This window comes from Borrelia puertoricensis (assembly GCF_023035875.1).
Taxonomy (GTDB): domain Bacteria; phylum Spirochaetota; class Spirochaetia; order Borreliales; family Borreliaceae; genus Borrelia; species Borrelia puertoricensis.
Genome location: NZ_CP075391.1, coordinates 12,354 through 38,176, shown reverse-complemented (window position 1 = coordinate 38,176; position 25,823 = coordinate 12,354). Strand labels below are relative to the sequence as shown.

The 25,823-nt window shown below is 27.7% G+C and carries 20 protein-coding genes; 4 read left to right on the top strand and 16 right to left on the bottom strand.

All coding sequences use genetic code 11. The annotated features are described in order from the left end of the window. Positions 1 to 289 precede the first annotated feature (289 nt). The 3 genes from bpuSUM_RS07485 (at position 290) to bpuSUM_RS07475 (ending at position 4,061) form a co-directional block, all read left to right on the top strand. On the top strand, positions 290 to 1,159 hold the full coding sequence (locus tag bpuSUM_RS07485; protein WP_247067465.1) for a virulence associated lipoprotein: 870 nt from the start codon (positions 290 to 292) through the stop codon (positions 1,157 to 1,159). 210 nt (positions 1,160 to 1,369) lie between these two features. Next, positions 1,370 to 2,218: a hypothetical protein gene (locus bpuSUM_RS07480; RefSeq protein ID WP_247067458.1), complete on the top strand. Its 849-nt coding sequence runs from the start codon at positions 1,370 to 1,372 to the stop codon at positions 2,216 to 2,218. 937 nt (positions 2,219 to 3,155) lie between these two features. Further along, positions 3,156 to 4,061 (top strand): hypothetical protein, encoded by a 906-nt coding sequence (locus bpuSUM_RS07475; protein WP_247067455.1) that lies wholly within the window; start codon positions 3,156 to 3,158, stop codon positions 4,059 to 4,061. Between the two features lie 643 nt (positions 4,062 to 4,704). Here the strand turns inward: bpuSUM_RS07475 and bpuSUM_RS07470 are convergent. Further along, a complete protein-coding gene (locus bpuSUM_RS07470; RefSeq protein ID WP_247067452.1) occupies positions 4,705 to 5,649 on the bottom strand; it encodes a hypothetical protein in 945 nt (314 codons plus the stop codon). Between the two features lie 501 nt (positions 5,650 to 6,150). On the opposite strand from bpuSUM_RS07470, the gene bpuSUM_RS07465 reads away from it, so the two are divergent. Then, positions 6,151 to 7,443 carry a hypothetical protein gene (locus bpuSUM_RS07465; protein ID WP_247067450.1) on the top strand — a complete coding sequence of 431 codons (1,293 nt, stop codon included), beginning with the start codon at positions 6,151 to 6,153 and terminating at the stop codon, positions 7,441 to 7,443. Between the two features lie 660 nt (positions 7,444 to 8,103). Here the strand turns inward: bpuSUM_RS07465 and bpuSUM_RS07460 are convergent. The 15 genes from bpuSUM_RS07460 to bpuSUM_RS07390 all read right to left on the bottom strand — a co-directional run bounded on the left by bpuSUM_RS07460 (position 8,104) and on the right by bpuSUM_RS07390 (position 25,573). Further along, positions 8,104 to 8,928 (bottom strand): complement regulator-acquiring protein, encoded by an 825-nt coding sequence (locus tag bpuSUM_RS07460; protein WP_247067448.1) that lies wholly within the window; start codon positions 8,926 to 8,928, stop codon positions 8,104 to 8,106. Between the two features lie 399 nt (positions 8,929 to 9,327). After that, positions 9,328 to 10,041 carry a complement regulator-acquiring protein gene (locus bpuSUM_RS07455; protein WP_247067446.1) on the bottom strand — a complete coding sequence of 238 codons (714 nt, stop codon included), beginning with the start codon at positions 10,039 to 10,041 and terminating at the stop codon, positions 9,328 to 9,330. Positions 10,042 to 10,458: 417 nt separating this feature from the next. Beyond that, positions 10,459 to 11,322 (bottom strand): virulence associated lipoprotein, encoded by an 864-nt coding sequence (locus bpuSUM_RS07450; protein WP_247067444.1) that lies wholly within the window; start codon positions 11,320 to 11,322, stop codon positions 10,459 to 10,461. Positions 11,323 to 11,455: 133 nt separating this feature from the next. Then, positions 11,456 to 12,535 (bottom strand): virulence associated lipoprotein, encoded by a 1,080-nt coding sequence (locus tag bpuSUM_RS07445; RefSeq protein ID WP_247067442.1) that lies wholly within the window; start codon positions 12,533 to 12,535, stop codon positions 11,456 to 11,458. 259 nt (positions 12,536 to 12,794) lie between these two features. Next, positions 12,795 to 13,853, bottom strand: coding sequence for a virulence associated lipoprotein (locus bpuSUM_RS07440; RefSeq protein WP_247067434.1), 1,059 nt, complete (start codon positions 13,851 to 13,853; stop codon positions 12,795 to 12,797). Between the two features lie 314 nt (positions 13,854 to 14,167). Then, positions 14,168 to 14,881, bottom strand: a complete 714-nt coding sequence (locus bpuSUM_RS07435) for a virulence associated lipoprotein (RefSeq protein WP_247067432.1) — start codon at positions 14,879 to 14,881, stop codon at positions 14,168 to 14,170. 404 nt (positions 14,882 to 15,285) lie between these two features. Next, the gene (locus bpuSUM_RS07430) at positions 15,286 to 16,131 is read right to left on the bottom strand and encodes a virulence associated lipoprotein (RefSeq protein ID WP_247067430.1); all 846 of its coding nucleotides are present in this window, start codon (positions 16,129 to 16,131) and stop codon (positions 15,286 to 15,288) included. A gap of 293 nt (positions 16,132 to 16,424) precedes the next feature. Continuing rightward, on the bottom strand, positions 16,425 to 17,138 hold the full coding sequence (locus tag bpuSUM_RS07425) for a virulence associated lipoprotein (protein ID WP_247067421.1): 714 nt from the start codon (positions 17,136 to 17,138) through the stop codon (positions 16,425 to 16,427). Between the two features lie 402 nt (positions 17,139 to 17,540). Next, positions 17,541 to 18,386: a virulence associated lipoprotein gene (locus tag bpuSUM_RS07420; RefSeq protein ID WP_247067419.1), complete on the bottom strand. Its 846-nt coding sequence runs from the start codon at positions 18,384 to 18,386 to the stop codon at positions 17,541 to 17,543. A 276-nt stretch (positions 18,387 to 18,662) separates the two neighbouring features. Further along, positions 18,663 to 19,466, bottom strand: a complete 804-nt coding sequence (locus bpuSUM_RS07415; RefSeq protein ID WP_247067417.1) for a virulence associated lipoprotein — start codon at positions 19,464 to 19,466, stop codon at positions 18,663 to 18,665. A 564-nt stretch (positions 19,467 to 20,030) separates the two neighbouring features. Beyond that, positions 20,031 to 20,774: a CRASP family complement regulator-acquiring lipoprotein gene (locus bpuSUM_RS07410; protein ID WP_247067414.1), complete on the bottom strand. Its 744-nt coding sequence runs from the start codon at positions 20,772 to 20,774 to the stop codon at positions 20,031 to 20,033. A gap of 723 nt (positions 20,775 to 21,497) precedes the next feature. Continuing rightward, positions 21,498 to 22,211, bottom strand: a complete 714-nt coding sequence (locus bpuSUM_RS07405) for a virulence associated lipoprotein (RefSeq protein ID WP_247067412.1) — start codon at positions 22,209 to 22,211, stop codon at positions 21,498 to 21,500. 392 nt (positions 22,212 to 22,603) lie between these two features. Next, a complete protein-coding gene (locus bpuSUM_RS07400; RefSeq protein ID WP_247067410.1) occupies positions 22,604 to 23,578 on the bottom strand; it encodes a virulence associated lipoprotein in 975 nt (324 codons plus the stop codon). 193 nt (positions 23,579 to 23,771) lie between these two features. Next, positions 23,772 to 24,560: a complement regulator-acquiring protein gene (locus bpuSUM_RS07395; protein WP_247067408.1), complete on the bottom strand. Its 789-nt coding sequence runs from the start codon at positions 24,558 to 24,560 to the stop codon at positions 23,772 to 23,774. 179 nt (positions 24,561 to 24,739) lie between these two features. Further along, positions 24,740 to 25,573 (bottom strand): complement regulator-acquiring protein, encoded by an 834-nt coding sequence (locus tag bpuSUM_RS07390; RefSeq protein ID WP_247067406.1) that lies wholly within the window; start codon positions 25,571 to 25,573, stop codon positions 24,740 to 24,742. Positions 25,574 to 25,823: the final 250 nt, after the last annotated feature.

Genomic DNA, 25,823 nt, shown 5'->3' with positions numbered 1-25,823 from the left:
TATTATTAATGTGTTATTTATATGTCAAGTATATATGTCAAACTTCCTTCATTGTTGTGTGTGGTGGTATAGATTACTGTCATGCTAGTTGTAAGTTAAATGTAAAAATTTAATCATGTCACTAATTATAAACTAATTATTATATTAAATAATATTAAGTGTAACAAAAAAATAGAGAAAATAATATATTTTATAAATCAGTAAAATATTAATTTATTTAATTAAATAATTGTTTAATTGTTAAACTGAGTTAAAATATGTTGTATGTGTAAAAAAAAGGAGTTGTTTAATGCAAAGAGTATATATGATGATTTGTATGTTGGGTTTGTTGAGTCTAATGCTAGCTTGTCCAGCAGGTAGTAATTTTTTAAGAGAGGAGAGGGGGAGTCATTCAGGTATTAGAAACGATAATAATTTATTAACCTTATTAAAGATGGGTGAAGAGAGAGTTGCTAAAGTGAGTAGTGAAGAGAGAGTTGCTAAAGTGAGTAATACACCAGAAGAGCAAGCTTATGGTGCATTACTTGAAAATTTGAATAAACTTAAAGCTTCATTGAATTATCAGCCCGAAGGATTTAATAGATCTCAGTTTGATAATATATTTCAAGTTTGGTTTGATTCTCAAGGTTTTAAAAAAGAGAGAGATGATGAGGATAAAGTTTATGCTAGTTTAAATCGAGACGTTGAAACTCTCAGTAACTTGCAAATAGTAGTAGATAACTTGGCAAGTGCAGGTAAGCAAGTTGTAGAATTTACTATTGCTATGAAATTATTGGATAATTTAAAGAGTAGTGCGGAATATATAAGTGAAGTTATAAATGATAATGGTTCAATTTTAAGTAGAGACAATTTATTAGCACTTAGAGCCAGTAATAATATAGTAGATATGCAGGACATTAAGAATATTTTAGAGATAATGTTATCAATACGTAATAATTTGATAGAAAGAATTAAAATAATGCTACGGGGAGCAGCAGGGTTAGCCACTATGAAAGTATTAGCACAAGCTAATATTCAGGCATTAATCTTTCATCTTGATAAGATTATTGAGGAAGATGGATTCCTTTATAAGAGTATTTTTTCTACTTCTAAGCCAGTTTTAGGGTTGCGAGGATTGAGAGATTTAATGAGAATACGAGTTGATAAGTTAGGACATTAGGTTTTATAGTAATGATATGTTAAGCAGTTGGTGAGACAATAAGGAATGTATTAACAATATTATTAACAATGTTATTGTATACGTGGATAAGTATTTTGTGAACATAGATTTTTGCATAGATTTATAGTTTATTGCTATGTATTTATAATTATGTATTTATGATAATGAGGATTATAATGCAGATAAGGGGAGTATATAATGAGAATAGGTATGGTAATATTTATAATTAGTGTTTTGGGATCAGTTATTCTAAGTTGTGCAGCAGGTAGAAAAATCTCATTGAATGTTCCTACCAAGCTCCGCACAAATGAAGCCGTCCACACAAACCATTTGGGTAGTAAATTTGACTTAGTTAATCCAAGCCTGCTTGAGGACTTACCACAAACGCCTTATGCTACATTACTTGAAAGTGTGAGATTGCTTAGAGAGTCATTAAATTTTAATTCTGAAGGATTTGATCAAAATGTGTTTGATAGCATGTTTAATGATTTTGCTTTGTACTTTAAGAATGATGATTATTACTTAAAAAATTGTTTTTATGCTGCCTTAAAGCATGACGTCGTATATATTGAGAAAATAAGACAAATTGTAAGAGCATTAAGGAATAATGGTATTGTTGATTATAAGGATACTGCTCTTGATTTATTGATATCGTTAAGAGATAGTGGGATCTATGTTAGTGAAGTTGTGAAAGAGGATGGTCAAATTTTAAATGATGCCAATTTGTGTATGTTGCAGCAGATCAAGGATGTAAAGATTATTAGTGGTATTAAGTTTGCGTTGGATAACTTGCTTGTACAAAGAAATCGTGTGATAGAACTATTTGAAAATAAAATCAGAGATATATTAGGTTTAGAGAAGGTCGAATCAATAAAAAAGGCGGTGGATCTCATTATTGGTAAGAACGGAGAAATTTTGAAGGTAATTGAAGTTGGTAATGATAGCTTGCTAGGTTTGAAAGATACAATTAAAAATAAAATTGATGATTTAATAGAGCAACAGAAGCGAAGGGATCGTATTAATTTCAAAATTAAAGAGAGACTTGAAGAGAAAAGTTAAAGAAGTAAGAGTTAAAAAAAGAGTTAAAGAAATAGGTCTATTAAGCGTGATCATATTGTGTACTTGTTAAGCAGTTTACTGTTGCTTAGAACTTATGTTCATTTTATAGTTTTTACAAATATTAAGTTTGCTTTGTGTATTTCAGTATATAGAATGGACTTTATTTTTTATTATGTTGTTTAAAGCGAAAAAATTAAGAGAAATTAAGAGAGGTAAAGTTGGAGGGGTAAGGTACCTATTTTACAATGAATATAAAGACATAATAAAGCAATCAGCATGATTCTATGTTAATGATATAAATTACATTTAATATGCATTGGGCTCTATTATTGGTTTGATATTTAAAACATGTAGTAGTCAAGTTTGTATTATTGATAGAAGTTTTAAAAACTTAAAAGAAAGGATTAAAAATAAAGTTAGTAATTTTATACCGTAGCTGAACTTAGATAAGCTGTGTATTTATTGTGTATTTATTATGCAGGCTTGTTGTCGTTTAAATTTAATTTTAAGTTTTAATTTAATATTAATTCCGATTAGGTTGCAAATTATATATTGTTTAAGTATAATAAATATTACAGGTTGAGCCACCACCTGATTCAGTTTACGTATTTTAAAGTTTACTTTAAAGACGTAGACTGGCTTTTTATTGTATTCACGTATTATGATATCACTTTAATTATTCTTATATTTCCAATTGCAACATGGATTTAAAATATAAAATAAAATATTCGGTAATAAATAAAATTTTTAATTATAGATGTATTTATTAATAAATACATCTATTTTTTATTGTTATATTCGATTAATGGATTTATATTTTGGTTATGTATATGTGTAGAAGTGTAGATAAAAGTACGACATAAAAATAATGATAAGGAGAATATTAATGACAATAACATCTATGTATGTATGTATGCTAAGTATCTTAGGATTAATGATGATCCAGTGTACATTTAATGATAGCCCAGCTACAAGAGCTAGTTCTCTAAAGTCAACTTTAGTAGTAAATAAAGGCTTAAAAGCAGATAAAGATGAACGTAAAGATGAATGTAAGGATGAACATAAATGTATGTTTTTAAAAAAAGTATGTAATCGATTACACTTGGATTTTGCAGTTGACCAATCAGTATCAATCCCAAAGACATTAAGGGAGGCTGTTGGAATTTTGAAGAGAACTTTAGTAGCTTTTAATAAATCATTTAAAGATAATTATGATACCTTTGAGCAAGGGGTTAATAATTCTGATTATTTTAATTCACGAATTACATTTGTACATGGTCAATTTGCGAATGATTTTAGTAAAGATAAGGACAATATTTATGCTGCGCTAGGATATGATGTTAATGCTATTCGTAATTTACAAACAATAGTAAATGCATTAACAGGATCGAATGCCAGCAATCAAGATATAATGAGCGCTGATTATTTATTGGACTCTTTAAGAGATATTACTCAGTTTGTCTTAACGGTTGTGGATGAAAATGAGGGTGATTTAAGTGACTTTAATTTATATATATTGTGGCAAAAGAGTGATTTACGAACCATTAAATACCTTAAAAATTGTTTAGATGGATTGATTGCAAGAAGAATTGAGGTGATAGGAGATGTTAAACAAATGTTAGCATCAGCAGTAGAAAAATTGGGTAATAATGAAGCAATTCGAAGTGAACTTGAGAAGATTGTTTCTCGTAAAAGCGGATCTATTTATCATAAAATTTATTCTACCAAGAAAAATGACTTAGATAACGATGAGAGCTTATTGGGCTTTAGCAATTTAATTAATAAGAGATTTGACATTATAAATTCATCTTCAAGATACTGGAAGAACAGTAGGACTGCATAATTAAAATTTAAAACCTTTAGTTTAAATGATTATAAAGTCCAAAAGTTAAATTTCAATTAAAAATCACCATTAAAATGATGTTAGTTGTGATTATTAATAATTATTTTTATATAATATATGTAATTAATCTTATATAGTTTAAAGATAAAAGTTACTAAAAAATACCGGTTTAAATTTCTTAAATAAGTAATCTGAATCAGGTGGTGGCTCAACTTTTTAAGTTCAAAATTTACTTTCACTTAAAAAATAAAAAACCAAAGAATGTAAGGGGCAATTTTATGATAATAAGTATGTATGCTATGTGTTTTTATATTTTTTTGGACTATTATCAATGTTAAGATGTGTTCATCAGTAGGCGGTTTATTGAAGGATGATGCGTCTACTATCAAGGTGAGTTCTCAAGTATAAAGACAAAAAAAATCGAGAGATCTGTAAGTTAATAGCCTTTATAAAAAAATTAACAGTATGTGTTTTAAATGTGTCAGTCAAAATGCATCGGGCATTATAAATATATTTAAAACATTAATGCAAGCGAAAAAATTTAGGTTTATAGTAAATTTTATAGTAAAAATATCAACTGTAATTAACAATACTTATGTCATTAAGAAAATACGTTTCTATATATGATTAAGGGATTAATCCCTTAATCACACGTAACTCCCCAATCTCTTGTAGCAGAGCTTTTAATATGTTTAAATGCAGAATGAGCTTCTCCATATTCAGTAATCTTTTCAAGTTCCTCTATCAACTTCTCTTCATTATCTATATTTTCTGCAGCTAGTACTATTTGAGTTTTGATCTTAGAAACAGCAGTGTTTTGTGTTTGCATTATTGTCTTTAATTTAGCAGATTTTTCAGCAAATTCTTTTGAAGACTGAATTTTAACTAAGTTTTTCTCATCTGACCACTTATGCAAGATTTTATGAATAAAATCTGTAAGATTAAATAAAATACTCAATAAATCATCAGCAATGAGTTCATACTCCAAGTTTTTATCAACTGATGATATGGGAACTGTATTATCAGGAACTAAAAAATTAATTGTAGAAGAGACAAAGCCAAATGTTTTTGCAAAAAAACTCTTATTTTCTTCAACGGGCTTTTCTTCAACGGGCTCTTCTTCAACGGGAATATTAGATAATTTGTCAAGTATTACTCTTAAATTCTCAATAACACTCTCATCATGCTCCAGACTAGTGTAAATATAGTTCCACTTAGGTTGAGTATTATATTCTGATAATGATTTTATAAGGTCATCAACTGATTTATTCACTGTAACTTTGTTGAGTTCAATTTCCAATTGTTTTTTATATTCATCTATGATTTGCTTAAATTCAACGTAAGCCTTATCTCGATTTGCATCTGACATAGGAGATTTTCCAATCTCATGAATTACAGGAATCAAAATTTTTGGCTTTGATCTAGAAGTTTTGGTATTCTCTTCAGGAACTTCAGAATGTGTGGGAATATATGTTTTTGATGACACTACTCTTATTCCATCTTGACTAATTACATCACGAGACACCCCCTGTTTGCAAGAAAGAGTTGCAACTGCAATTATATAAATGTTAACTTCGACTTTTTTCATATGATAATTCTCCTTTTTTAATCTTTTATTAATCATTCAAGTCAATAATTCAAGATTACCTAATATATATAACACAGTTTCATACCATATGTACACACCTTTAAATTACATTGCATTTCATTAATTAAACTTATAACTTAAGCATCTTATAACAACTTAAAAGAACACTCTACCACGACACTTTGGATTTTAACCTAGCATAAGATTCTCTTTAAGTTATACTTTCTTATTTGAAAAGTAGTAATTTGTAAATAAAAAAAGTAGCAATGAAGTTAAAAATGTTAATTTATGAATCACCAAATGTGTGTTTATTAATTTTAAACGTTTTACCAATTTGTGTATATCTTCAAAATGGTATGATTTTAAGTTAAAATAAATGATTTTATCAATTATTTTAATAATAAATTAATTTATAAGTTGATTTAATTGAAGATTGATTTATAAATTATATTAATCAAAGATTGATTTATAAATTATTTTAATATTATAAGGAGAAGTGTAGTGAAAAAAATTAATTTATTAATTTTTTTAATTAGTATTATAAGTATAATGGTGGGATGTGGCCAAGGAGGCTCATTGACCCAAAGGAAGAAACATGTAACTAGAGATATTTCAAGGGCACTGAGAGTAGACAGTGTTGAGAGTGGTATTAATAAGCGAAACAAAGGAGCAGGTGCCCAGGTGGCAGGTGAACAAGTTACAGGTGCCCAGGTGGCAGGTGAACAAGTTGCAGGTGCCCAGGTGGCAGGTGAACAAGTTGCAGGTGCTCAGGTAGCAGGTGAACAAGTTGCAGGTGCTCAGGTAGCAGGTGAACAAGGAGCAGGTGCCCAGGTGGCAGGTGAACAAGGAGTAGGTGCTCAGGTAGCAGGTGAACAAGGAGTAGGTGCTCAGGTAGCAGATGAACAAGGAGTAGGTGCTCAGGTAGCAGATGAACAAGGAGTAGGTGCTCAGGTAGCAGATGAACAAGGAGTAGGTGCTCAGGTAGCAGATGAACAAGGAGTAGGTGCTCAGGTAGCAGGTGAACAAGGAGTAGGTGCTCAGGTAGCAGGTGAACAAGGAGTAGGTGCTCAGGTAGCAGGTGAACAAGGAGTAGGTGCTCAGGTAGCAGATGAACAAGAAGGAGATGAACAGAGAAGATCAGCCATAGATATTGCTTATGAAATGTTAACTCTAAGACTAGATAAACATAGGGAGACTCTTGATTCTAGAGTAGATGAACGTGTGTTTATAAAAGCAGGATTTGATCCATCAACCTCTTTATTTGGTGACCAAAAAGTTTCTAAGAAGGTAGAGTATTTTAATCAGTCGGATATAAAAAATAAGATTTATCTAGCATTGGGAAATGATGTTAGAAGTGTTCTGGTTTTACGAAGTATATTTAAAAGTTTAGATTTGTCAATTGAGCGTAGTGATCTTAAATACGATGGTAGTGAAACGAATGTTATGGTAGATGTATTATACCTATTGTATAATGTTTCAGAGCATGCTTCTTATAACTTAAATCTGAATTTTAATGAAGAAAGATTAAATTTAATTAAGAATTGTAATTCTGCAGATAAAATTTCAACTATTGACCTTAAATTAAGGGAGATTATAGCTATAAGGGAAGGCTTGATTTCTATGATTGAGAGAGAATTGTATCTTGCACATTCATATAGAGTTGACAAAGAAGGTAACAAAGAGAAAATGTTAAATACATTGAAGGAAATGATTGATGACAATGGTCAGATAAGGTCGGCAATTAGACAGTTATTTAGACTGATAATAGATATTAAACTTTTAATTAGGTCTTGATAAATTGGGTGAATTTAGAGGTGGTTAAAAAGGATTTAAACTTTCTAGAATGTGAGTAGCATGGGTTATTATATGATATAAATATGAAAATTAAAGGGTTTATTTCAGTTAGGCCTGTATCAGGCCTCCTTTTTTAAAGAGCGGTTTTAAACAGTATCTAAAAAAGAATGTGTTTTTGTTATTATATTTTTGGTAAGTAATTTTATCAATACTAAGTACCGAAAAGATGTAATAGAGATTTGGCTAAGAAGGCTAAGCCACCTATCAGCTTGAAAATTCAAGCTGATATTTAAATATTGTTTGTTATGAATGGACGAAACAAAAATTTTGCCACCTTTAAATAATATTTAATGAAATGTGTAATAAGTATTATAATGTAATATGTATTATATAAGATTAATTATTATTTGTATAGTAAAAAAGCTTAAAAAAATAGCAATTTTTATGAAGAATTTTAGTATTTAGTATGTTGTTTTAGATGTTGCTTATGATAATTGTTTCTTATAGACTTAAAAATAAATCAGTTTATCAATTAGATTTGAGAGAAGATATTTAACTTGTAATAAGTTTAATGATTTTTATTTCTTAATCTGGTAGTTTATCTAAAATAGGAAAGAGAGGAAAAAATTCCTCCCTAAAGCTTGAGTTATTTTTGAAGTCTTATTTTAGAATCTTTTCAATATCGTGAGATAATACTTGAATGTTAGGAATTTCAGTTTTAAATATTGAGCTATACTTAGAATTTACGTGTTGTATGAATTTTTGATTGTTATTTTGCATGTCATTATTAGCTTCATATTCAGTAATAATATTATTAATAGTATCTATCCATTTTTTTCTTAAGTTTTCAATTTGCGCAAGTTTGTTTTTGATGTCTTTTAATTCTTGCAGTGTCAAAGTTTGAAGATTATCTTTTTTATTGTGTATTATATTAATTATCCATTCAAAATATTCTTGAGAATAATTTATTCCTGTTACTAATATTATTTTTGCTAAATTATCAGTGTTATCTTTTATGATTGTTGCAAACTTTGTAAGTGTATCTTTTTTCCATTCTAAGGATAAATAAAATTGCTTTCTTATATGTTTATTTTCAGCAGAATTTATTGTTTTGCCATTTTCACTGTCTTTTAAAAATCTAAATATTCCCCATTTCATTCCATATTGATCATCATCTTCAATATTATTTTTATATCCATTTATTAAAGCTATACTGGTTTGAACTTTTTGTATTATTTCAGCTATTAATGCTGCTTTTTTGTTATCTTCTTTTGACTTTACATCTTTAATTTCTTTTAGATTGTCTTGAGCATGTTCTTTATTTATTTTAAGTTCAGATGGTTTGTCATCGCTTTGATTTGTATTTGCTTGAGAGTTTGTGTGATATTGTGTTTTTGCAAGTGTTCTATCTGAGTTACATCCGACTAGTATAAATGCTATTAAAACAAATGTAATAAAAGTGTTATTTAAAATATTGTTTCTCATATAAATTCTTCTTCCTTAATATTATATTAAAATTATCATTAATTAATAATGATTCTTATATGATATTATATATCATATAATTTAAAAACCAATATAATTATAGAAAAATATTAAAATGTTAATTTTCTTGTTGTGTTTATCTGAAATAAAATATTGGTTGTTAGTTTGTTAACTAAAAAAAGAAGAGAAAACCATCTTCTCGATGGTCTTCTCTTCTTGTGATTTTAATAATTATTGATAATTATATTTAAATGTAATGATGATATTATTCTATTGTGTCTAGTATTGTTTGAATTTCAGAACCTGTATTTTGAGTTACTTGAAGTTGTTTAATTTTAAATAATAGTTTGTAAATTTATTAAATGATAAGAATATTTTTGCAAAATATCTTATCTTATCTTATCTTATCTTATTTTGATGAATTTGTTTATTAATATAATATTGGTGCTTTATTTTTTTTAAAATTTTTTTAGTTTTGTGAGCTATATCTTTGATGCCATTAATTTTATCTTCTATTTTTTTGTATTTAGTGGTTATATGTTCTATTAATTTTATGCTGTTATTTTTAATGTTTGTGTCGGTTCTATAATCATTAATAATATCATCGATAAATGATATCCAACTTGTTCTTAAATTTTTAATTGTGTCAAGATTGTTTATAATGTCTTTTAGTTGATCAACATTTAAAAGAATTAGCTTGTCTCTTTCTATATTGATTTGATTTATGAGCGCTTCAAATGATTTTTGCGAATATTCTCTTCCTGTGTCTAAGATCGACTTATAAAGTTCATTACCTTTTTTAGTATTGTTAGCTTGCATTTGAATAAGAATTTCTCCCAGCCATTTTAATCTTATTGTATTATAGTTTAGAGATGCGTGAAATAACTTTATTTTTTCTTTGTTGATGGGATATATTTTGTCTAATGAATGCATTGTCTTATGGTAGTGAATTTCATCAAAGATTGTACATTGTATTCCAAGTTGTTTTACAGGTTCCTTGATAATATCTGATGAGTGTTTCTCTATTAAAATTAGGGCAGTGTCGACTTTATTCTTTATTTGGTTTGTTAAATTTGTTTTTATGTTGAAATTGTTTTTTGTTTTTGGGCTCATTGTGAATATGTCTTTTTTTGGAGAAGTGTTTAATTGGTTGGTTGGCTTGGGGTTTGAACCACAGGCAAAGAGCATTAAGATTGGTGAAATAAATGTTATAGTAAGGATTTCAAAAATATATTTCACAATATTTTCCTTTTTTTTAAGAAGCATCATTAAAAATGTCGATAATTATTGATCAAAATTATATATTTTATTAATTGTTAAATCAACGTTGTTTTATATTGATTTAAGTTTGAGATAATTTATGCAGATGTAGTGATGAATAGTAATAGTAATAGTAATAGTAATAGTAATGATATTATTGTTTTATGTGTTTAGGGATTATGCGTATAAAATATGTGTGCAAAAAAGGAGCAGAAATGTGTTTCTTTACTCTTAGTAGAGTTATTAAAGTTTTTTTTGAGCGTATAGTGTTTATATTGTATCTAAAATTTCTTTAATCTCATTAGCTAATGTTTCTGTTTTTGCAAAGGAGTTTAGGAATTTTTGTTTATAGTTTTGACTTATATAATTCTTTAGTTTGGCAGCATTACTTTTAATTTGATCTTTGTCATTCTTAAAATCATTGTAAATTGTTTCTGCGTACATTTTGCAAGTATCTCTTATCTTTTGAAGTTCATCAAATTTGTCTTTAAGGTTGTTTAGGGTCTCTAAACTTAGCGAACTCAGTTTATCTTGTTTTTCATACAGTGGTATTAATGCAAATTCAAAGTAATTATGTGCATATTTTTTTGCTTCTGATAGGATGTTTTCTATGAAAATATTGTATTCTGTTTTGATGTCATATTCATTTGGTGCATGATTAGTGTTAGTATCAGCACTCTCTGCTAATTTATTTAGGATTTTTCCAAAATTTGTAATGGCTGGTAGGCGGTGCTCAAAGGCTAAATAAATTAGTTTTCTAGCAGTTTTATTGCGATCACTTGAATAAATTTCATCATTATCGCTATTCTTAGCTACATGAAATGCTTGGCCTTGCTCATTCATTCCGTATGGATCGTTATTCTCTCTCCAAATATCATTTTTGTGTATCTTTAATGTATATTTGGCCCTTGTAGTTTTGTTTTTTAATATGGCTATTATAAGTTTTTTTTGTCTGTTAAGTTCATTATCTGTGCTTGTTGTTTGCGTTTTTAAGATTTTTAAGGCTTCTTGCTTTGCATATTTTGCTTTCTTTAGTGCTTTTTCTAATTCTGAGTTCTCTCCAAAATTCGATTTGCAGGTGGTAGTGATAATTAAAGTGATTATAGTAAACGTTATAGCTAATTTGTGCTTCAAAATATCTCCCTTATTTTTAAAATAGGCCAATTAACCTATTATTTGTTAATGTTTATTAAATAACAATATATATTTATTGGGTTTTTATATCAAGTTTGTTAAGAATAGCTATCAAAATATCTATTTGATATGGTTATTTGTATATGATATTGCTAATTTGAGTGTTTAATGTTTTTATTTGTTCAATTGTATCTTTAAAAATTTTTCTGTATTCATGATTAGTTATATATTCTTCTAATTCTTTAAAACCCTCAGTTCTAATTTGATCTTTGTCATTCTTAAAATCATTGTAAATTGTTTCTGCGTACATTTTGCAGGTATCTTTTATTTTTTGAAGTTCATCAAGTTTGTTTAAAAGTGTTTTTAAATCACTAAGATTTAACATATCAATTCTATTTTGTTGATCACTAAGTATTTTGAATGCACCTTCAAAGTAGTGAGTAAAATATTCATGAATATTTTCTATGATCTCGTTTAGTAAGGTGTTAGCCTGCTCTTGCTTAAGAGTTTTTTGTTTTGCCTGATCAGGTGGCAGGTAAGAATCCTTTGCAATTTTGTTAAGAATTTCTCCAAGAGATTGAATATAAATATCTTTGTACTCAAAAACCAAGTAAATTTTTTCTCTAGACTTCTTATTGTCGGCATGATGATATGGATTTAGGCCTTGATAGAGTATATCAAATGCCTTATTGTTGGAATTCTTATCATGCATTCCAAATTGATCAGACGGTTCAATTCCATAATCATTATCGTATATAATTAGTAGTTTTTCGATATCTTTAGTTTTGCGTTTTAGTTCAAGCTTGGCTTTATCAAATTCAAATTGTGTTTGCTGTTGATTCCATTTTTCTTTCAATTGTACTTCTAATTGTTTTGTATTGTTTTTTATTTCTAGTTTTTCTCTCTCTATTTGCGCTTTTTCATTTTTTGCGTCTTCTTTTTCCTTGTTTGACTTTTCTGATGTTTCTTGTGCTTCTTTTATTTCTGTTGCTGATAATATTATTGTTTTTAATGCTTCTTCAGTTGCTTCTTTTGCTGTTTTTAATTTAGCTTCTGCTATTATTACTTTTGTTTTTGATTTTTTTGTTTCTTTTATTATTTTTATTTCTTGTTCTTTTAGTGCTCTTTCTAATTTTTCAGCCTTGCCAAGATCTACTGCTTTGCATGTAATAATAGTAATTAAAATAAGCATAACAGGCAATTTGTGCTTCAAAATATTCTCCTCTTTTTTAAAAATAAATTAATTAACGGCTATTATTTTATTTATAATGTTTGTTTAAAGGTGATTATACATTTATTGGATTTTAATATCAAGATTGCTGGATTAAGGTTTCTTAAGATATTTATCTTAAGAAATATAGCTATCCTGATGGTTGTTTTGATATTGAATTTAATAAATTTGAATGTAGGTGCTATATGGATATTGAAGTAGATGGTTTAAGTTAATGGAAATTGATATTAGATAAAAGCTTTTATATTATTTTAAGTATATGTGTGATCTGTGAACTTATGTTTGTTATGATGTCCATTGGTTCTTGAAGTTTTTGTCTGTAGTTTTGATTATTCATGTAATTTATTATTTTTGTATAATGACCGTCTTTAATATTATGCTGATTATTGTGGTAGTCATCGTATAGTGTTGTAAGGTGATTTTCAAAAATCTTACTTTTTTGTTCAATTTCATCGAATTTTTCTTTAAGATTGATTAGATCCTCTAGACTTAAAAAATTAAGCTTATCTTGTTTGTTATGCAGTGTCATTAACGCGGTTTGAAAGTAAATCATAGCATAATTAATTATTAAATTGGTAATCTCTGTGGTTTCATAATATAGTTGAGCCAATATTAATCTATGAAAAATTTCGCCGTATTTTTGGATTTTGGTTTTATTGTATTTAAAAGCTAAGTAAAAGTTTCTTCTCTCATTGGCAGATCTTTCGTTATTTAAGAAGTATGTTTTTTGTGGATCATGTTTTTTTATGTCCATTGAGCTAAATCTTTTCAGGTCTTTCCATGTTTGTAATGAATGTGATATGCCAAATTGATCAATAGGTTCAGGCCAATTGGGGTCTGTGTGTATGTTTAATATTGTTTCGATATTTTCAATTTTAAGTTTTAATTTAGCAATTATTAACTGTTTTGAATATTGATTCATTTCATTTGTTATTCTTATTATTTGTTTTTTTGCTTCTAGTTTTTCGTTTTGTGCTTGTTGCAATTCTTGTTTTGCAATTTCGCTTTCTGTTTTTGATGATATTGCGATTTTTTGTTTTATTTCCTTTATTGATTCTACTAGTGTTGCTTCAGATTCTGTGATTCTTTGTGCTTCCATTTCTGCTTCTGCTTCTATTGCTTTTATTTTTGCGTCTAATTCTACATCTGCTCTTGTTGTTTGCATTTCTAATGCTATTTGTTTTGCATCTTCTGCTTCTTGTAGTACTTTTTCTAATTTTGCAGTCTTACTAGGATCCATTTTACAGTTAAGGGTTATTAAAGTAATGGTGAAAATAACAACAGAAATTACATATTTCAAAACATTCTCCTTATTTTTAATAAAATTAAACTAAGTTATTAACGTGATTTATAATTAAGTATAAGCGAATAACAGTTAATAACTTGTATTATATGTGGATTTGATTTGAATATCAAGGAAATGACGAGATAATAAGTCGGACAAAATGACAGTCTTTATAATAATCTCTATTGGGATATTGGGATGCAATATTATTTGATTTACACATGAGTAAGAGTACACATAAGTAAGAGAAGAACAAATGTTCTTCTCTTATATTACAGTAAATTTTGTAATGATATTTATGTGTTTTATATCACATTAACTAATGTGAATTAAGGTAAAGTTAAAATATTTATAATTTCATTAGCTTCTTGTTTGATTGTGTTAAGGTTTTTTTCAAATTCACCTTCTTTGATTTTGCTTGCTATGTATGCGTATATTTCAGAAGAGTGCTCTTGAGTTTTAACTTCACTTTGAAGTGTACCGCTACCAACTTGTATCTTTGCATCGTAATCTTCTTTAATTTTATGTGCTATATTTACAATATTTGTTTTTGCTTCTTTAATTGCATTAATTTTATTGTGCAGTGTGTTTAGATTCTCGAGAGATAACTTTTCAAGTTCATCTTTTTTGTTGTTTATAGTATCGAATGCTTGTAAGTAGTAAGCTTTGGCATACTCTCTTATACTTAACACGCGCTTCCTTACGTGCTCATTTGTAGGATAATCGCCTCTAGCGTATTGTTCTAATTTGTTAGCAATTGTAGCAAAAGCGTTAAGGTAGTCTTTATTATACTCAAATGCTAGGTATACTTCTCTTCTGGCTGCTTTACTCACATCATTATTTGCGTTATATGGTTCGTATTTTTTGGGAGTATGGTCAATTACATCAAATAGTTGAAATCTATCAGAACCAAAGAGGTTATATCCTTGTGGATCCTCTTCCCAATTATTATCATTATGTACTCTTAGTATTGGCGTTACTGTTTGTAGTAAATTTTTTATGTCGTCAACTATTTGTTGTTTTTGAGCCTCTTCTTCTGTCATCGGTTTCGGCGGGTTTGTCCTGCCAGTTTTATTTTGGTTACAAGCAAAGAATAAAATCAATATTGATAAAAAAATAATAAAAAATTTATGTTTCAAAATATTCTCCTTATTTTTAATAAGATTAAACAAATTTATAAAAATTTTAGTTAATACTCGTTATTAACTAGTATTGAGTATTATATGTGGATTTGATTTAAATATCAAGTAAATGACGAAATAATAAATGGCTCAAAATGATAATATTTATGATAATCTCTATTGGGATGCAATATTATTTGATTTACACATGAGTAAGAGTACACATAAGTAAGAGAAGAACAAACGTTCTTCTCTTATATTACAGTAAATTTTGTAATGATATTTATGTGTTTTATATCACATTAACTAATGTGAACTAATGTGAATTAAGGTGAAGTTAAAATATTCGTAATTTCATTAGCTTCTTGTTTGATTGTGTTAATGTCATTTGCAAATTCAACTCGTTTGCTGTTTAGGTAATCTATTATTTCAGTATCGGTAGCAGTAGAAATAGTTTGAAGTGTAGCGCTACCAACTTTTATCTTTGTATCGTAATCTTCTTTAATTTTATGTACTATATTTACAATATTTGTTTTTGCTTCTTGAATTTCATTAATTTTGTCATGCAGTGTGTTTAGATTATCAAGAGATAACTTTTTAAGTTCATCTTTTTTTTTGTTTATCATATCGAATGCTTGTAAGTAGTAAGCTTTAGCATACTCTCTGATATCTTTCATAATATCCTCTACGGCCTTACTTACATCATATTTTGTAGTACGTTCTACTAATTTGTTAGCAAGTGTAGCAAAAGCGTTAATGTAGTCTTTATTATACTCAAATGCTAGGTATACTTCTCTTCTGGCTATTTTACTACCATCATCATTGTTGTTATATACTCTAAAAAACATTATACCTTTGTCAAGAGTAGTATTATGGTTAATTACAGAAAATATTTGACCTTGACCAGAGAGGTTATATCCTTGTGCATCCTCGTCCCAAGCATTATCATTATGTACTCTTAGTATTGGCGTTACTGTTTGTAGTAAATTTTTTATGTCGTCAACTATTTGTTGTTTTTGAGCCTCTTCTTTGTTTTCTGTGTTTATTGTTTCTTCTTCTGTGTTTTGTCCTGTCGGCGGTTTCAGCAGTGTTTCATCACAAGTTTTATTTTGGTTACAAGCAAAGAATAAAATCAATATTGATAAAAAAATAATAAAAAATTTATGTTTCAAAACATTCTCCTTATTGTTAATATTAAACAAACTTATCAACTATATTTATAAAAAGTTTTAGTTAATAATCGTTATTAACTAGTATTGAGTATTATATATAGATTTGATTTGAATATCAAGGAAATGTCGAGATAATAAGTCGGATAAAATGATAATATTTATGATAATCTCTATTGGGATGCAATATTATTTGATTTACACATGAGTAAGAGAAGAATAAATGTTCTTCTCTTATATTACAGTAAATTTTGTAATGATATTTATGTGTTTTATATCACATTAATTAATGTGAATTAAGGTAAAGTTAAAATATTTATAATTTCATTAGCTTCTTGTTTGATTGTGTTAAGGTTTTTTTCAAATTCACCTTCTTTGATTTTGCTTGCTATGTATGCGTATATTTCAGAAGAGTGCTCTTGAGTTTTAACTTCACTTTGAAGTGTACCGCTACCAACTTGTATCTTTGCATCGTAATCTTCTTTAATTTTATGTGCTATATTTACAATATTTGTTTTTGCTTCTTGAATTGCATTAATTTTATTGTGCAGTGTGTTTAGATTCTCGAGAGATAACTTTTCAAGTTCATCTTTTTTGTTGTTTATAGTATCGAATGCTTGTAAGTAGTAAGCTTTGGCATACTCTCTTATATTTAACACGCGCTTCCTTACGTGCTCATTTGTAGGATAATCGCCTCTAGCGTATTGTTCTAATTTGTTAGCAATTGTAGCAAAAGCGTTAAGGTAGTCTTTATTATACTCAAATGCTAGGTATACTTCTCTTCTGGCTGCTTTACTCACATCATTATTTGCGTTATATGGTTCGTATTTTTTGGGAGTATGGTCAATTACATCAAATAGTTGAAATCTATCAGAACCAAAGAGGTTATATCCTTGTGGATCCTCGTCCCAATTATTATCATTATGTACTCTTAGTATTGGCGTTACTGTTTGTAGTAAATTTTTTATGTCGTCAACTATTTGTTGTTTTTGAGCCTCTTCTTCTGTCATCGGTTTCGGCGGGTTTGTCCTGCCAGTTTTATTTTGGTTACAAGCAAAGAATAAAATCAATATTGATAAAAAAATAATAAAAAATTTATGTTTCAAAATATTCTCCTTATTTTTAATAAGATTAAACAAATTTATAAAAGTTTTAGTTAATACTCGTTATTAACTAGTATTGAGTATTATATGTGGATTTGATTTAAATATCAAGTAAATGACGAGATAATAAATGGCTCAAAATGATAATATTTATGACAATCTCTATTGGGATATTGGGATGCAATATTATTTGATTTACACATGAGTAAGAGTACATATAAGTAAGAGAAGAATAAATGTTCTTCTCTTATATTACAGTAAATTTTGTAATGATATTTATGTGTTTTATATCACATTAATTAATGTGAATTAAGGTAAAGTTAAAATCTTCGTAATGTCATTAGCTGCTTGTTTGATTGTGTTAATTTCCTTTTCAAATTCATCTTGTTCGTTTTCTTTGATTTGTATGTCAACGTTAACGTCACCAACTTTTATGTTTGTATCGAAATTTTCTTTGAGTTTAAGTGCTATATTTACAATATTTGTTTTTGCTTCTTGAATTGCATTAATTTTATTGAGCAGTGTTTTTAGATTGGCAAGAGATAACTTTTCAAGTTCATCTTTTTTGTTGTTTAGAGTATTGAATGCTTGTAAGTAGTAAGCTTTGGCATACTCTCTCATATAATTTAAGATGGCCTCTATGCTCTCATGTACATTAATACTTTGTCTAGCACGTTCTGTTGTTTTGTTAATAGATGTAGCAAAAGCGTTAATGTATTCTTTATTATACTCAAGTGCTAGGTATACTTCTCTTCTGGCTGCTTTACTCTCATCATTATTTGCGTTATATCGTTTATTAAATTCGTATTTTTGGTGAGTATGGTGAATTGCAGAAAATATTTGATCTTGACCAGCGAGGTTATATCCTTGTGCAGTCTCGTTCCAAGTATTATCATTATGTGTTTTTAGTATTGGCGTTACTGTTTGTAGTAAATTTTTTATGTCGTCAACTATTTGCTGTTTTTGAGCCTCTTGCTGTTTTTGAGCCTCTTGCTGTTTTTGAGCCTCTTGCTGTTTTTGAGCCTCTTCTGTTAGCGGTTTCGGCGGGTTTGTTGGTTTTGTCGTAGGCGGCTTTGTCCTGCCAGTTTTATTTTGGTTACAAGCAAAGAATAAAATCAATATTGTTAAAAAGATAATAAAAACTTTATATTTCAAAATATTCTCCTCATTTTTAATAAGATTAAACTACTTTATAAAAAGATTTAGTTAGTAATGATTAATAACTTGTATTATATATAGATTTGATTTGAATATCAAGGAAATGACGAGATAATAAGTCGGACAAAATGACAATCTCTATAATAATCTCTATTGGGATGCAATATTCTTTGATTTACATATAAGCAAGAGAAGAACAAACGTTCTTCTCTTATATTACAGTAAATTTTGTAATGATATTTATATGTTTTATATCACATTAACTAATGTGAATTAAGGTGAAGTTAAAATATTTATAATTTCATTAGCTGTTTGTTTGATTGTGTTAATTTCCTTTTCAAATTCACCTCTTTTGCTTTCTAGATAATCTTTTATTTCAGTAGCGGTAGCAGTAGTTCTAAGTTTATTTTTAGGTGTAGCTTTGCCAACTTCTATGTCTTTATCGTAATCTTCTTTGATTTTATCTGCTGCATTTACAATATTTGTTTTTGCTTCTTGAATTGCATTAATTTTATCATGCAGTGTGTTTAGATTATCAAGAGATAACTTTTTAAGTTCATCTTTTTTGTTGTTTATCGTATCGAATGCTTGTAAGTAGTAAGCTTTAACATATTCTCTCATACCATTCACGATGCCCTCTAGGGTAGTCTTCATAGCAGGAGTTGCTGTAGCATTTGCTGCCATTTTGTTAGCAAGTGTACCAAAAGCTTTAATGTAGTCTTTATTATACTCAAATGCTAGGTACATTTCTCTTCTGGCTGTTTTGCTATCAGCATCATTTGTGTTATATAGTTTAGCAGCTTGACCTTGGGGAGTATGTTGAATTACAGAAAATAGTTGATTAGCAGCAGAGAGGTTATATCCTTGTGCAGTCTCATTCCAAGCATTATCATTATGTACTTTTAGTATTGACGTTACTGTTTGTAGTAAATTTTGTATGTCGTCAATTATTTGCTGTTTTTGAGTCTTTGCTGTGTCTTCATTTCTCGGCATTACCCTATCATCAGGTTTATTTGGGCCACAAGCAATGAATAAAATCAATATTGTTAAAAAAATAATAAAAACTTTATGTTTCATAAATATTCTCCTTATTGTTAATATTAAACAAATTTATCAACTATACTTATAAAATTATTAGTTAATAATTGTTATTGATCAATATTGTATATTGATTTGATTTAAATATCAAGATGGCAATAGTTAAAAATAATAATTTTTTATTATAATAATCTTAATTAATCAACAATTTATATTATTATTTTTATTATTTTTGAAGATATAAAATATGTATAATTATTTTGTGTGTAAGTAATTATTATAGTTAGATTTTTTGATGTTAAACTTTATTTAAAAAAGATATAAATATATGATATAGTTTTATTTTAAATTGTACAAATAAAATAATCAATATATAAAAATCAAAATCTGAGTAAACTTCTCTTCTGGCAAGTTTGTTATTCTTATATTTTATGTTATCATCTGTAAGTAGTCACATCAAATAAGTTAAATATATGCTTAATATTGTCATTTTTACTTGTTAAATTATTTAAATTATTTATTAAGATCTTAATCTTTTTATTTTTTTATCATTAATAACTTATTTGGGGTCTCAATTATAACTTGAATCACAAGCTATTAAAATTAAGTTGAAATTAAAATATTCATGATTGTATTAGCTGTTTTTTTGATTATTTTAAGGTCCTTTGCAACTTTATCTAGTTTTCTGTTTAGGTATCTTTGTAGGTTACGATCGAAAGTATAAGTTCTAAGTCTACCTATACGACCAGTTGGTATGTCTTTATCATAATCTTCTTTGATTTTATGTGCTGCATTTACAATATTTGTTTTTGCGTCTTTAATTGTATTAATTTTATTGAGCAGTATTTTTAGTTTGTTAAGAGATAACTTTTTAAGTTCGTCTTTTTTGTTGTTTATCTTATTGAATGCTTGTAAGTAGTAAGCTTTAGCATACTCTCTTATACCATTTACGATGCCCTCTAGGCCATGACTTATATAATAACTATAAGGAGAACCATCTCTAACGCTTTCTGCCAGTCTGTTAACAAGTGTACCAAAAGCGTTAATGTAGTCTTTATTATACTCAAATGCTAGGTATACTTCTCTTCTGGCTGCTCTGCTCTCATCATCATTTTTGTTATATTCAGCAAATTTATTAGCAGCAAATTCATGGTAAATTACATCAAATAGTTGATCTTTACCAGAGAGGTTATATCCTTGTGCAGTCTCGTCCCAATTATTATCATTATGTACTTTTAGTATTTGTGTTACTGTTTTTAGTAATTTTTTTATGTCGTCAACTATTTGTTGTTTTTGCTCCTCTTTTGTCAGCAGTCTCGGAGGATTTTTTGGGTTTTCAACTGTCATCGGATATTCCTTACCTTTTTGGTTACAAGCAATAAATAAAATCAATATTTTTAAAAAAATAATAAAAACTTTATATTGCAAAATATTATCCTTATTTTTAATAACGTTAAAAAATCTGATCAAACACATCTATAAAAGTATTAGTTAATAATTGTTATTAACTTGTATTGTATGTGGATATTATATGTGGATTTGATTTAAATATCAAGATGGTAATAGTTAAAAGTAATAATTTTTTTTATTATGATAGTCTTAATTTTAACAATTTATATTATTATTTTTAAAGATGTAAGTTTATATATAATTATTTTGTGTGTAAGTAATTGTTATAGTTAGATTTTTTGATATTAAGCTTTATTTAAAAAGGGATATAAAAAATGATATAGTTTTATTTTAAATTGTACAAATAAAATAATCAATATATAAAAATATAAAAAGCCCAATTGTGTCCTGTGTTAAGGTCCTATATAATGCAGATCTATAAATTATTAAAAGTTAATCTTTTATCATGCGGTAAGAATCAATGTTTTTGTTTCTTTATTATTTTTGTACATGTAATTATGTCTAAATAATGTTTATCTTTTATTTAAGATTGATTTGATGTCTTCATATATATAGTTGATTTTAATAGCCGCTTTTTGAAATTGTTTATGATACCTATTACCTGATAATTAGGTATTTATTTTGGAGCTTAATTATAATTTTAATCGCTTGCGATTAAAATTAAGGTGAAATTAAAATTTTCATAATTTTACTAGCTGTGTTTTTGATTGTGTTAAGGTTTTTTTCAAATTCACCTTGTTTGCTTTTGCTTTCTAGGTACATTTGTATTTCAACACTGTTAGCAGTAGTTCTAAGTTTATTGCGAGGTATATTGTTACCAACTTCTATGTCTTTATCGTAATCTTCTTTGATTTTATGTACTACATTTACAATATTTGTTTTGGCTTCTTGAATTTCATTATGCAGTATGTTTAGATTGTCAAGAGATAACTTTTCAAGTTCATCTTTTTTTTTGTTTATCATATCGAATGCTTGTAAGTAGTAAGCTTGAGCATATTCTCTTATATCCTTCATGATGTTCTCTAGGGTATTCTTTACATACCTTACATAAAAAGTTTTTCTCATCTCTTTTGCTATTTTGTTAAAAAGTGTAGCAAAAGCGTTAATGTATTCTTTATTATACTCAAATGCTAGGTATACTTCTCTTCTGACTACTTTGCTATCATCATCATTTGTGTTATATCGTTTAGCAGCTTGACCTTGGTAATTATTATGTTCAATTACATCAAATAGTTGATCGGGACCAGAGAGATTATATCCTTGTGCATCCTCGTCCCAAGTATTATCATTATGTGCTCTTAGTATTGGCGTTACTATTTGTAGTAAATTTTTTATGTCGTCAACTATTTGCTGTTTTTGCTCTTCTTCTGTCATCGGTTTCGGCGGGTTTGTTGGTTTTGTCGTAGGCGGCTTTGTCCTGCCAGTTTTATTTTGGTTACAAGCAAAGAATAAAATCAAGCTTGATAAAAAAATAATAAAAACTTTATATTTCAAAACATTCTCCTTATTGTTAATAAGATTAAACAAATTTATAAAAGTGCAAGTTAATAATCGTTATTAACTTGCATTATATATAAATTTGATTTAAATATCAAGAAAATATCGATATAATAAGTCGGACAAAATGACAATCTCTATTGGGATATTGGGATGCAATATGTATTTGATTTACACATAAGTAAGAGAAGAACAAACGTTCTTCTCTTATATTACAGTAAATTTTGTAATGATATTTATGTGTTTTATATCACATTAATTAATGTGAATTAAAGTAAATTTAAAATATTTATAATTTCATTAGCTTCTTGTTTGATTGTGTTAAGGTTTTTTTCAAATTCACCTTCTTTGAGTTTGTTTGCTATGTAGTCGTATATTGCAGAAGCCTGAGCATAATTTTTAACTTCACTTTGAAGTGTACCGCTACCAACTTTTATCTTTGCATCGTAATCTTCTTTAATTTTATGTGCTATGTTTATAATATTTGTTTTTGCTTCTTTAATTGCATTAATTTTATTGTGCAGTGTGTTTAGATTCTCGAGAGATAACTTTTCAAGTTCATCTTTTTTGTTGTTTATAGTATCGAATGCTTGTAAGTAGTAAGCTTTGGCATACTCTCTCATACTTAACACGGGCTTACTTACCTTCTCTCTTAGAGTAGGATCTGCTTTAGCGTGTCTTGCTACTTTGTTAGTAATTGTAGCAAAAGCGTTAAGGTATTCTTTATTATACTCAAGTGCTAGGTATACTTCTCTTCTGGCTGTTTTGCTATCAGCATCATTGTCGTCATATCCTTTAACAATCACTGAACCGTTGGGAATAGTAACAACATGGTCAATTGCATAAAATATTTGATTTTTACCAGAGAGGTTATATCCTTGTGCATCCTCGTCCCAAGTATTATCATTATGTGCTCTTAGTATTGGCGTTACTGTTTGTAGTGATTGTTGTATGTCACCAACTATTTGCTGTTTTTGAGCCTCTGCTTTGCCTCCTGTGCCTCCTTCTATGTCTGTGCCTCCTGCGCCTCCTGGGTCTACTACTGGAGCTGCTGGGTCTACTACTGGAGCTGCTGGGTCTACTACTGGAGCTGCTGGGTCTACTACTGGAGCTGCTGGGTCTACTGGAGCTGTTGGGTCTACTTTTATGTTTGTGTCTGTTGGCGGATATTCTTTACCTTTTGGGTCACAAGCAATGAATAAAATCAAGTTTGTTAAAAAAATAATAAAAAATTTATGTTTCAAAACATTCTCCTTATTGTTAATAAGATTAAACAAATTTACAAAAGTATTAATTAATAACTATTATTAACTAATACTAAGTATTATATATTGATTTAATTTTAATATCAATGAGAAAAGTTAGAAAATTAAGTTGTTATTTAGAGCATGTGATGTGTATTGACACATACTTTTTAGGTGTTTCTTTTTATTGATTTTATTTAATTTCGCTTAAGATTTTTACAATATTATTACTTATTGTCTTAATTTTATTAATTGCGGTTGTAAAGTTAAATTTATAGTTACGAATTATGTGGGCTACTATCTTCGTTCTGTCAGTTTTAATGTTATTTTTATTATTAATGTAATCATTTGTAATATTTTTGACGGTTTTTTGCCAATTCTGTTTTATCCTTTCAAGTTTGTCAAATTCATCTTTAAGAAAATGTAGAGCATTAAAATTTAAAGATTCAAGTTGCTTTTCTTTATGAATGAGTAGTGTGAATGCAATTTCAAAATAATTGAAAGAATATGTTATTGTTGCATTTATGATCATTATAAGGGTAGCATTATTTCTATGAGTCGTAGTTGATGCTATGTGATTAAGAACTGCTCCGAAATCTCTAATTAGTCTTTCATTATATTCCAAAGATAAATAAAAATTTCTTCTAATATGCTTGTTTATATTGTCACTTATTTTTTGTTTATTCATTTTATTGTCAATTTTATCAAACGCCTTACCATTTCCTTTAAGTCCAAATTGAGTACTATCTTCGATCCAGGTATCATTTTTGTGTAAATCTAATATGGGTTTAATATTGTGAGCTTTTGTTCTTAGTTCGTTTATTAAATTATTTTGGGCTTTTTTTATTGCTTCTGGTTCTAAGCTAGCAAGAAAACCGCGTAAACCTACTATTCCTGTTTTTGGAAATAACCCAAGATCTGAATTGCAAGTAGTTAGAGTAAAAATTGTTATAAGAGATGTTATAAAAATTTTATGCTTCAAAATATTGCCCCTATTTTTAAAATTTTAATATATTTTAATTATAATTATTCATATTTATTAAATAATATTATAGCATATAAGTAAAGAGGTCAAAATAAGCCATAAAAGAAGAAAAAATATCTTATTTTTAGCTTATAAACTAATTTATTATAATTAATTATAATATTTAATATAAATTACTAATTTATCGTTTTTAAAATTTTGTTAATATCACCAACTAGTATGCCAATTTTAGGAATTTTCTTTTGTAATATATTGCCATATTTTTCTCTTATATATTCAATTAATTTTTGGCTATCAGTTTTAATTCCATTTGCATTGTCATCATAGTCATTGATGATATTATCTGCAGTGTTTTTCCACAATAACTTTAGTTTTTCAATTTCATCAAATTTGATTTTAATTGTTTTTAAATCTTTAAACCCCAAGGAATAGAGTTTATCTTGAATATCTTTTATTTTATCGATTACCCGTTCAAATAAAAATTGAGAGTAAGCTCTTCCTGCATTTGTGATGTCTATGTGTAATTGTCCCCTGTTGATGTCATCAGATGTTATTTGATTAAGGATAATCCCAAGCTTTCTAATTTTTATTTTATCGTAATTTAGAGATGAATAAAATTGTCTTCTATTACTTTGACTTTCAGGATCATTGTAGGCTTTCTGGCTTGGATTGCCTATGACAATTTTAAATATACCATTTTTCATTCCAAATTGATCCTCAGGCTCGTTATTTTGAATATTTTTTTTGTCTTTTTCTATTAAAGCAGTGACATTTTGAACCTGTTTTCTTAAAAAGTCTATTAAGATATGTTTTTCTTTTGTGTTAACTTCTTTTTTGCAATTTTGTTGTATCTGTTGTATTGATGATGTATCATCTTTATGTGTTGACTGTGTAGAGTCTTTTTGGGTCTTATAATTAAATTCTTTTGTTCTTTGTTCATTAAGGTCTGATTTGCAAGCGGTTAGAGTAAAAATTATTATAGGAAGCATTATAAAAACTTTATTTTTCAAAATAATCTCCTTGCTTGTAAGATTTAACAAAATATTAATTAATATTTTGTTATTAAATTATAATACGTATCATTTGATAATTATATATTATTTGATTTAAATATCAAAAGGATGAAAGGGAAAGTGTAATAAATTATAATAATCTGATTAAATAATTAACTTATCATCGTAATGAGCTTACGTATAAAGACTTAAGAAAAGTTGGAGAAGAATTTTAATATTAAATTTGGTTTTATCTAGATGATAAAAT

Excerpts from the sequence above, each read along its gene's own strand:
- bpuSUM_RS07455 (WP_247067446.1), bottom strand. The coding sequence starts at position 10,041 with ATGAGCCCAAAAACAAAAAACAATTTCAACATAAAAACAAATTTAACA.
- bpuSUM_RS07425 (WP_247067421.1), bottom strand. The coding sequence starts at position 17,138 with ATGACAGAAGAAGAGGCTCAAAAACAACAAATAGTTGACGACATAAAA.
- bpuSUM_RS07435 (WP_247067432.1), bottom strand. The coding sequence starts at position 14,881 with ATGACAGAAGAAGAGGCTCAAAAACAACAAATAGTTGACGACATAAAA.
- bpuSUM_RS07410 (WP_247067414.1), bottom strand. The coding sequence starts at position 20,774 with ATGACAGTTGAAAACCCAAAAAATCCTCCGAGACTGCTGACAAAAGAG.
- bpuSUM_RS07415 (WP_247067417.1), bottom strand. The coding sequence starts at position 19,466 with ATGAAACATAAAGTTTTTATTATTTTTTTAACAATATTGATTTTATTC.
- bpuSUM_RS07485 (WP_247067465.1), top strand. The coding sequence starts at position 290 with ATGCAAAGAGTATATATGATGATTTGTATGTTGGGTTTGTTGAGTCTA.
- bpuSUM_RS07480 (WP_247067458.1), top strand. The coding sequence starts at position 1,370 with ATGGTAATATTTATAATTAGTGTTTTGGGATCAGTTATTCTAAGTTGT.
- bpuSUM_RS07470 (WP_247067452.1), bottom strand. The coding sequence starts at position 5,649 with ATGAAAAAAGTCGAAGTTAACATTTATATAATTGCAGTTGCAACTCTT.
- bpuSUM_RS07405 (WP_247067412.1), bottom strand. The coding sequence starts at position 22,211 with ATGACAGAAGAAGAGCAAAAACAGCAAATAGTTGACGACATAAAAAAT.
- bpuSUM_RS07460 (WP_247067448.1), bottom strand. The coding sequence starts at position 8,928 with ATGAGAAACAATATTTTAAATAACACTTTTATTACATTTGTTTTAATA.
- bpuSUM_RS07475 (WP_247067455.1), top strand. The coding sequence starts at position 3,156 with ATGATCCAGTGTACATTTAATGATAGCCCAGCTACAAGAGCTAGTTCT.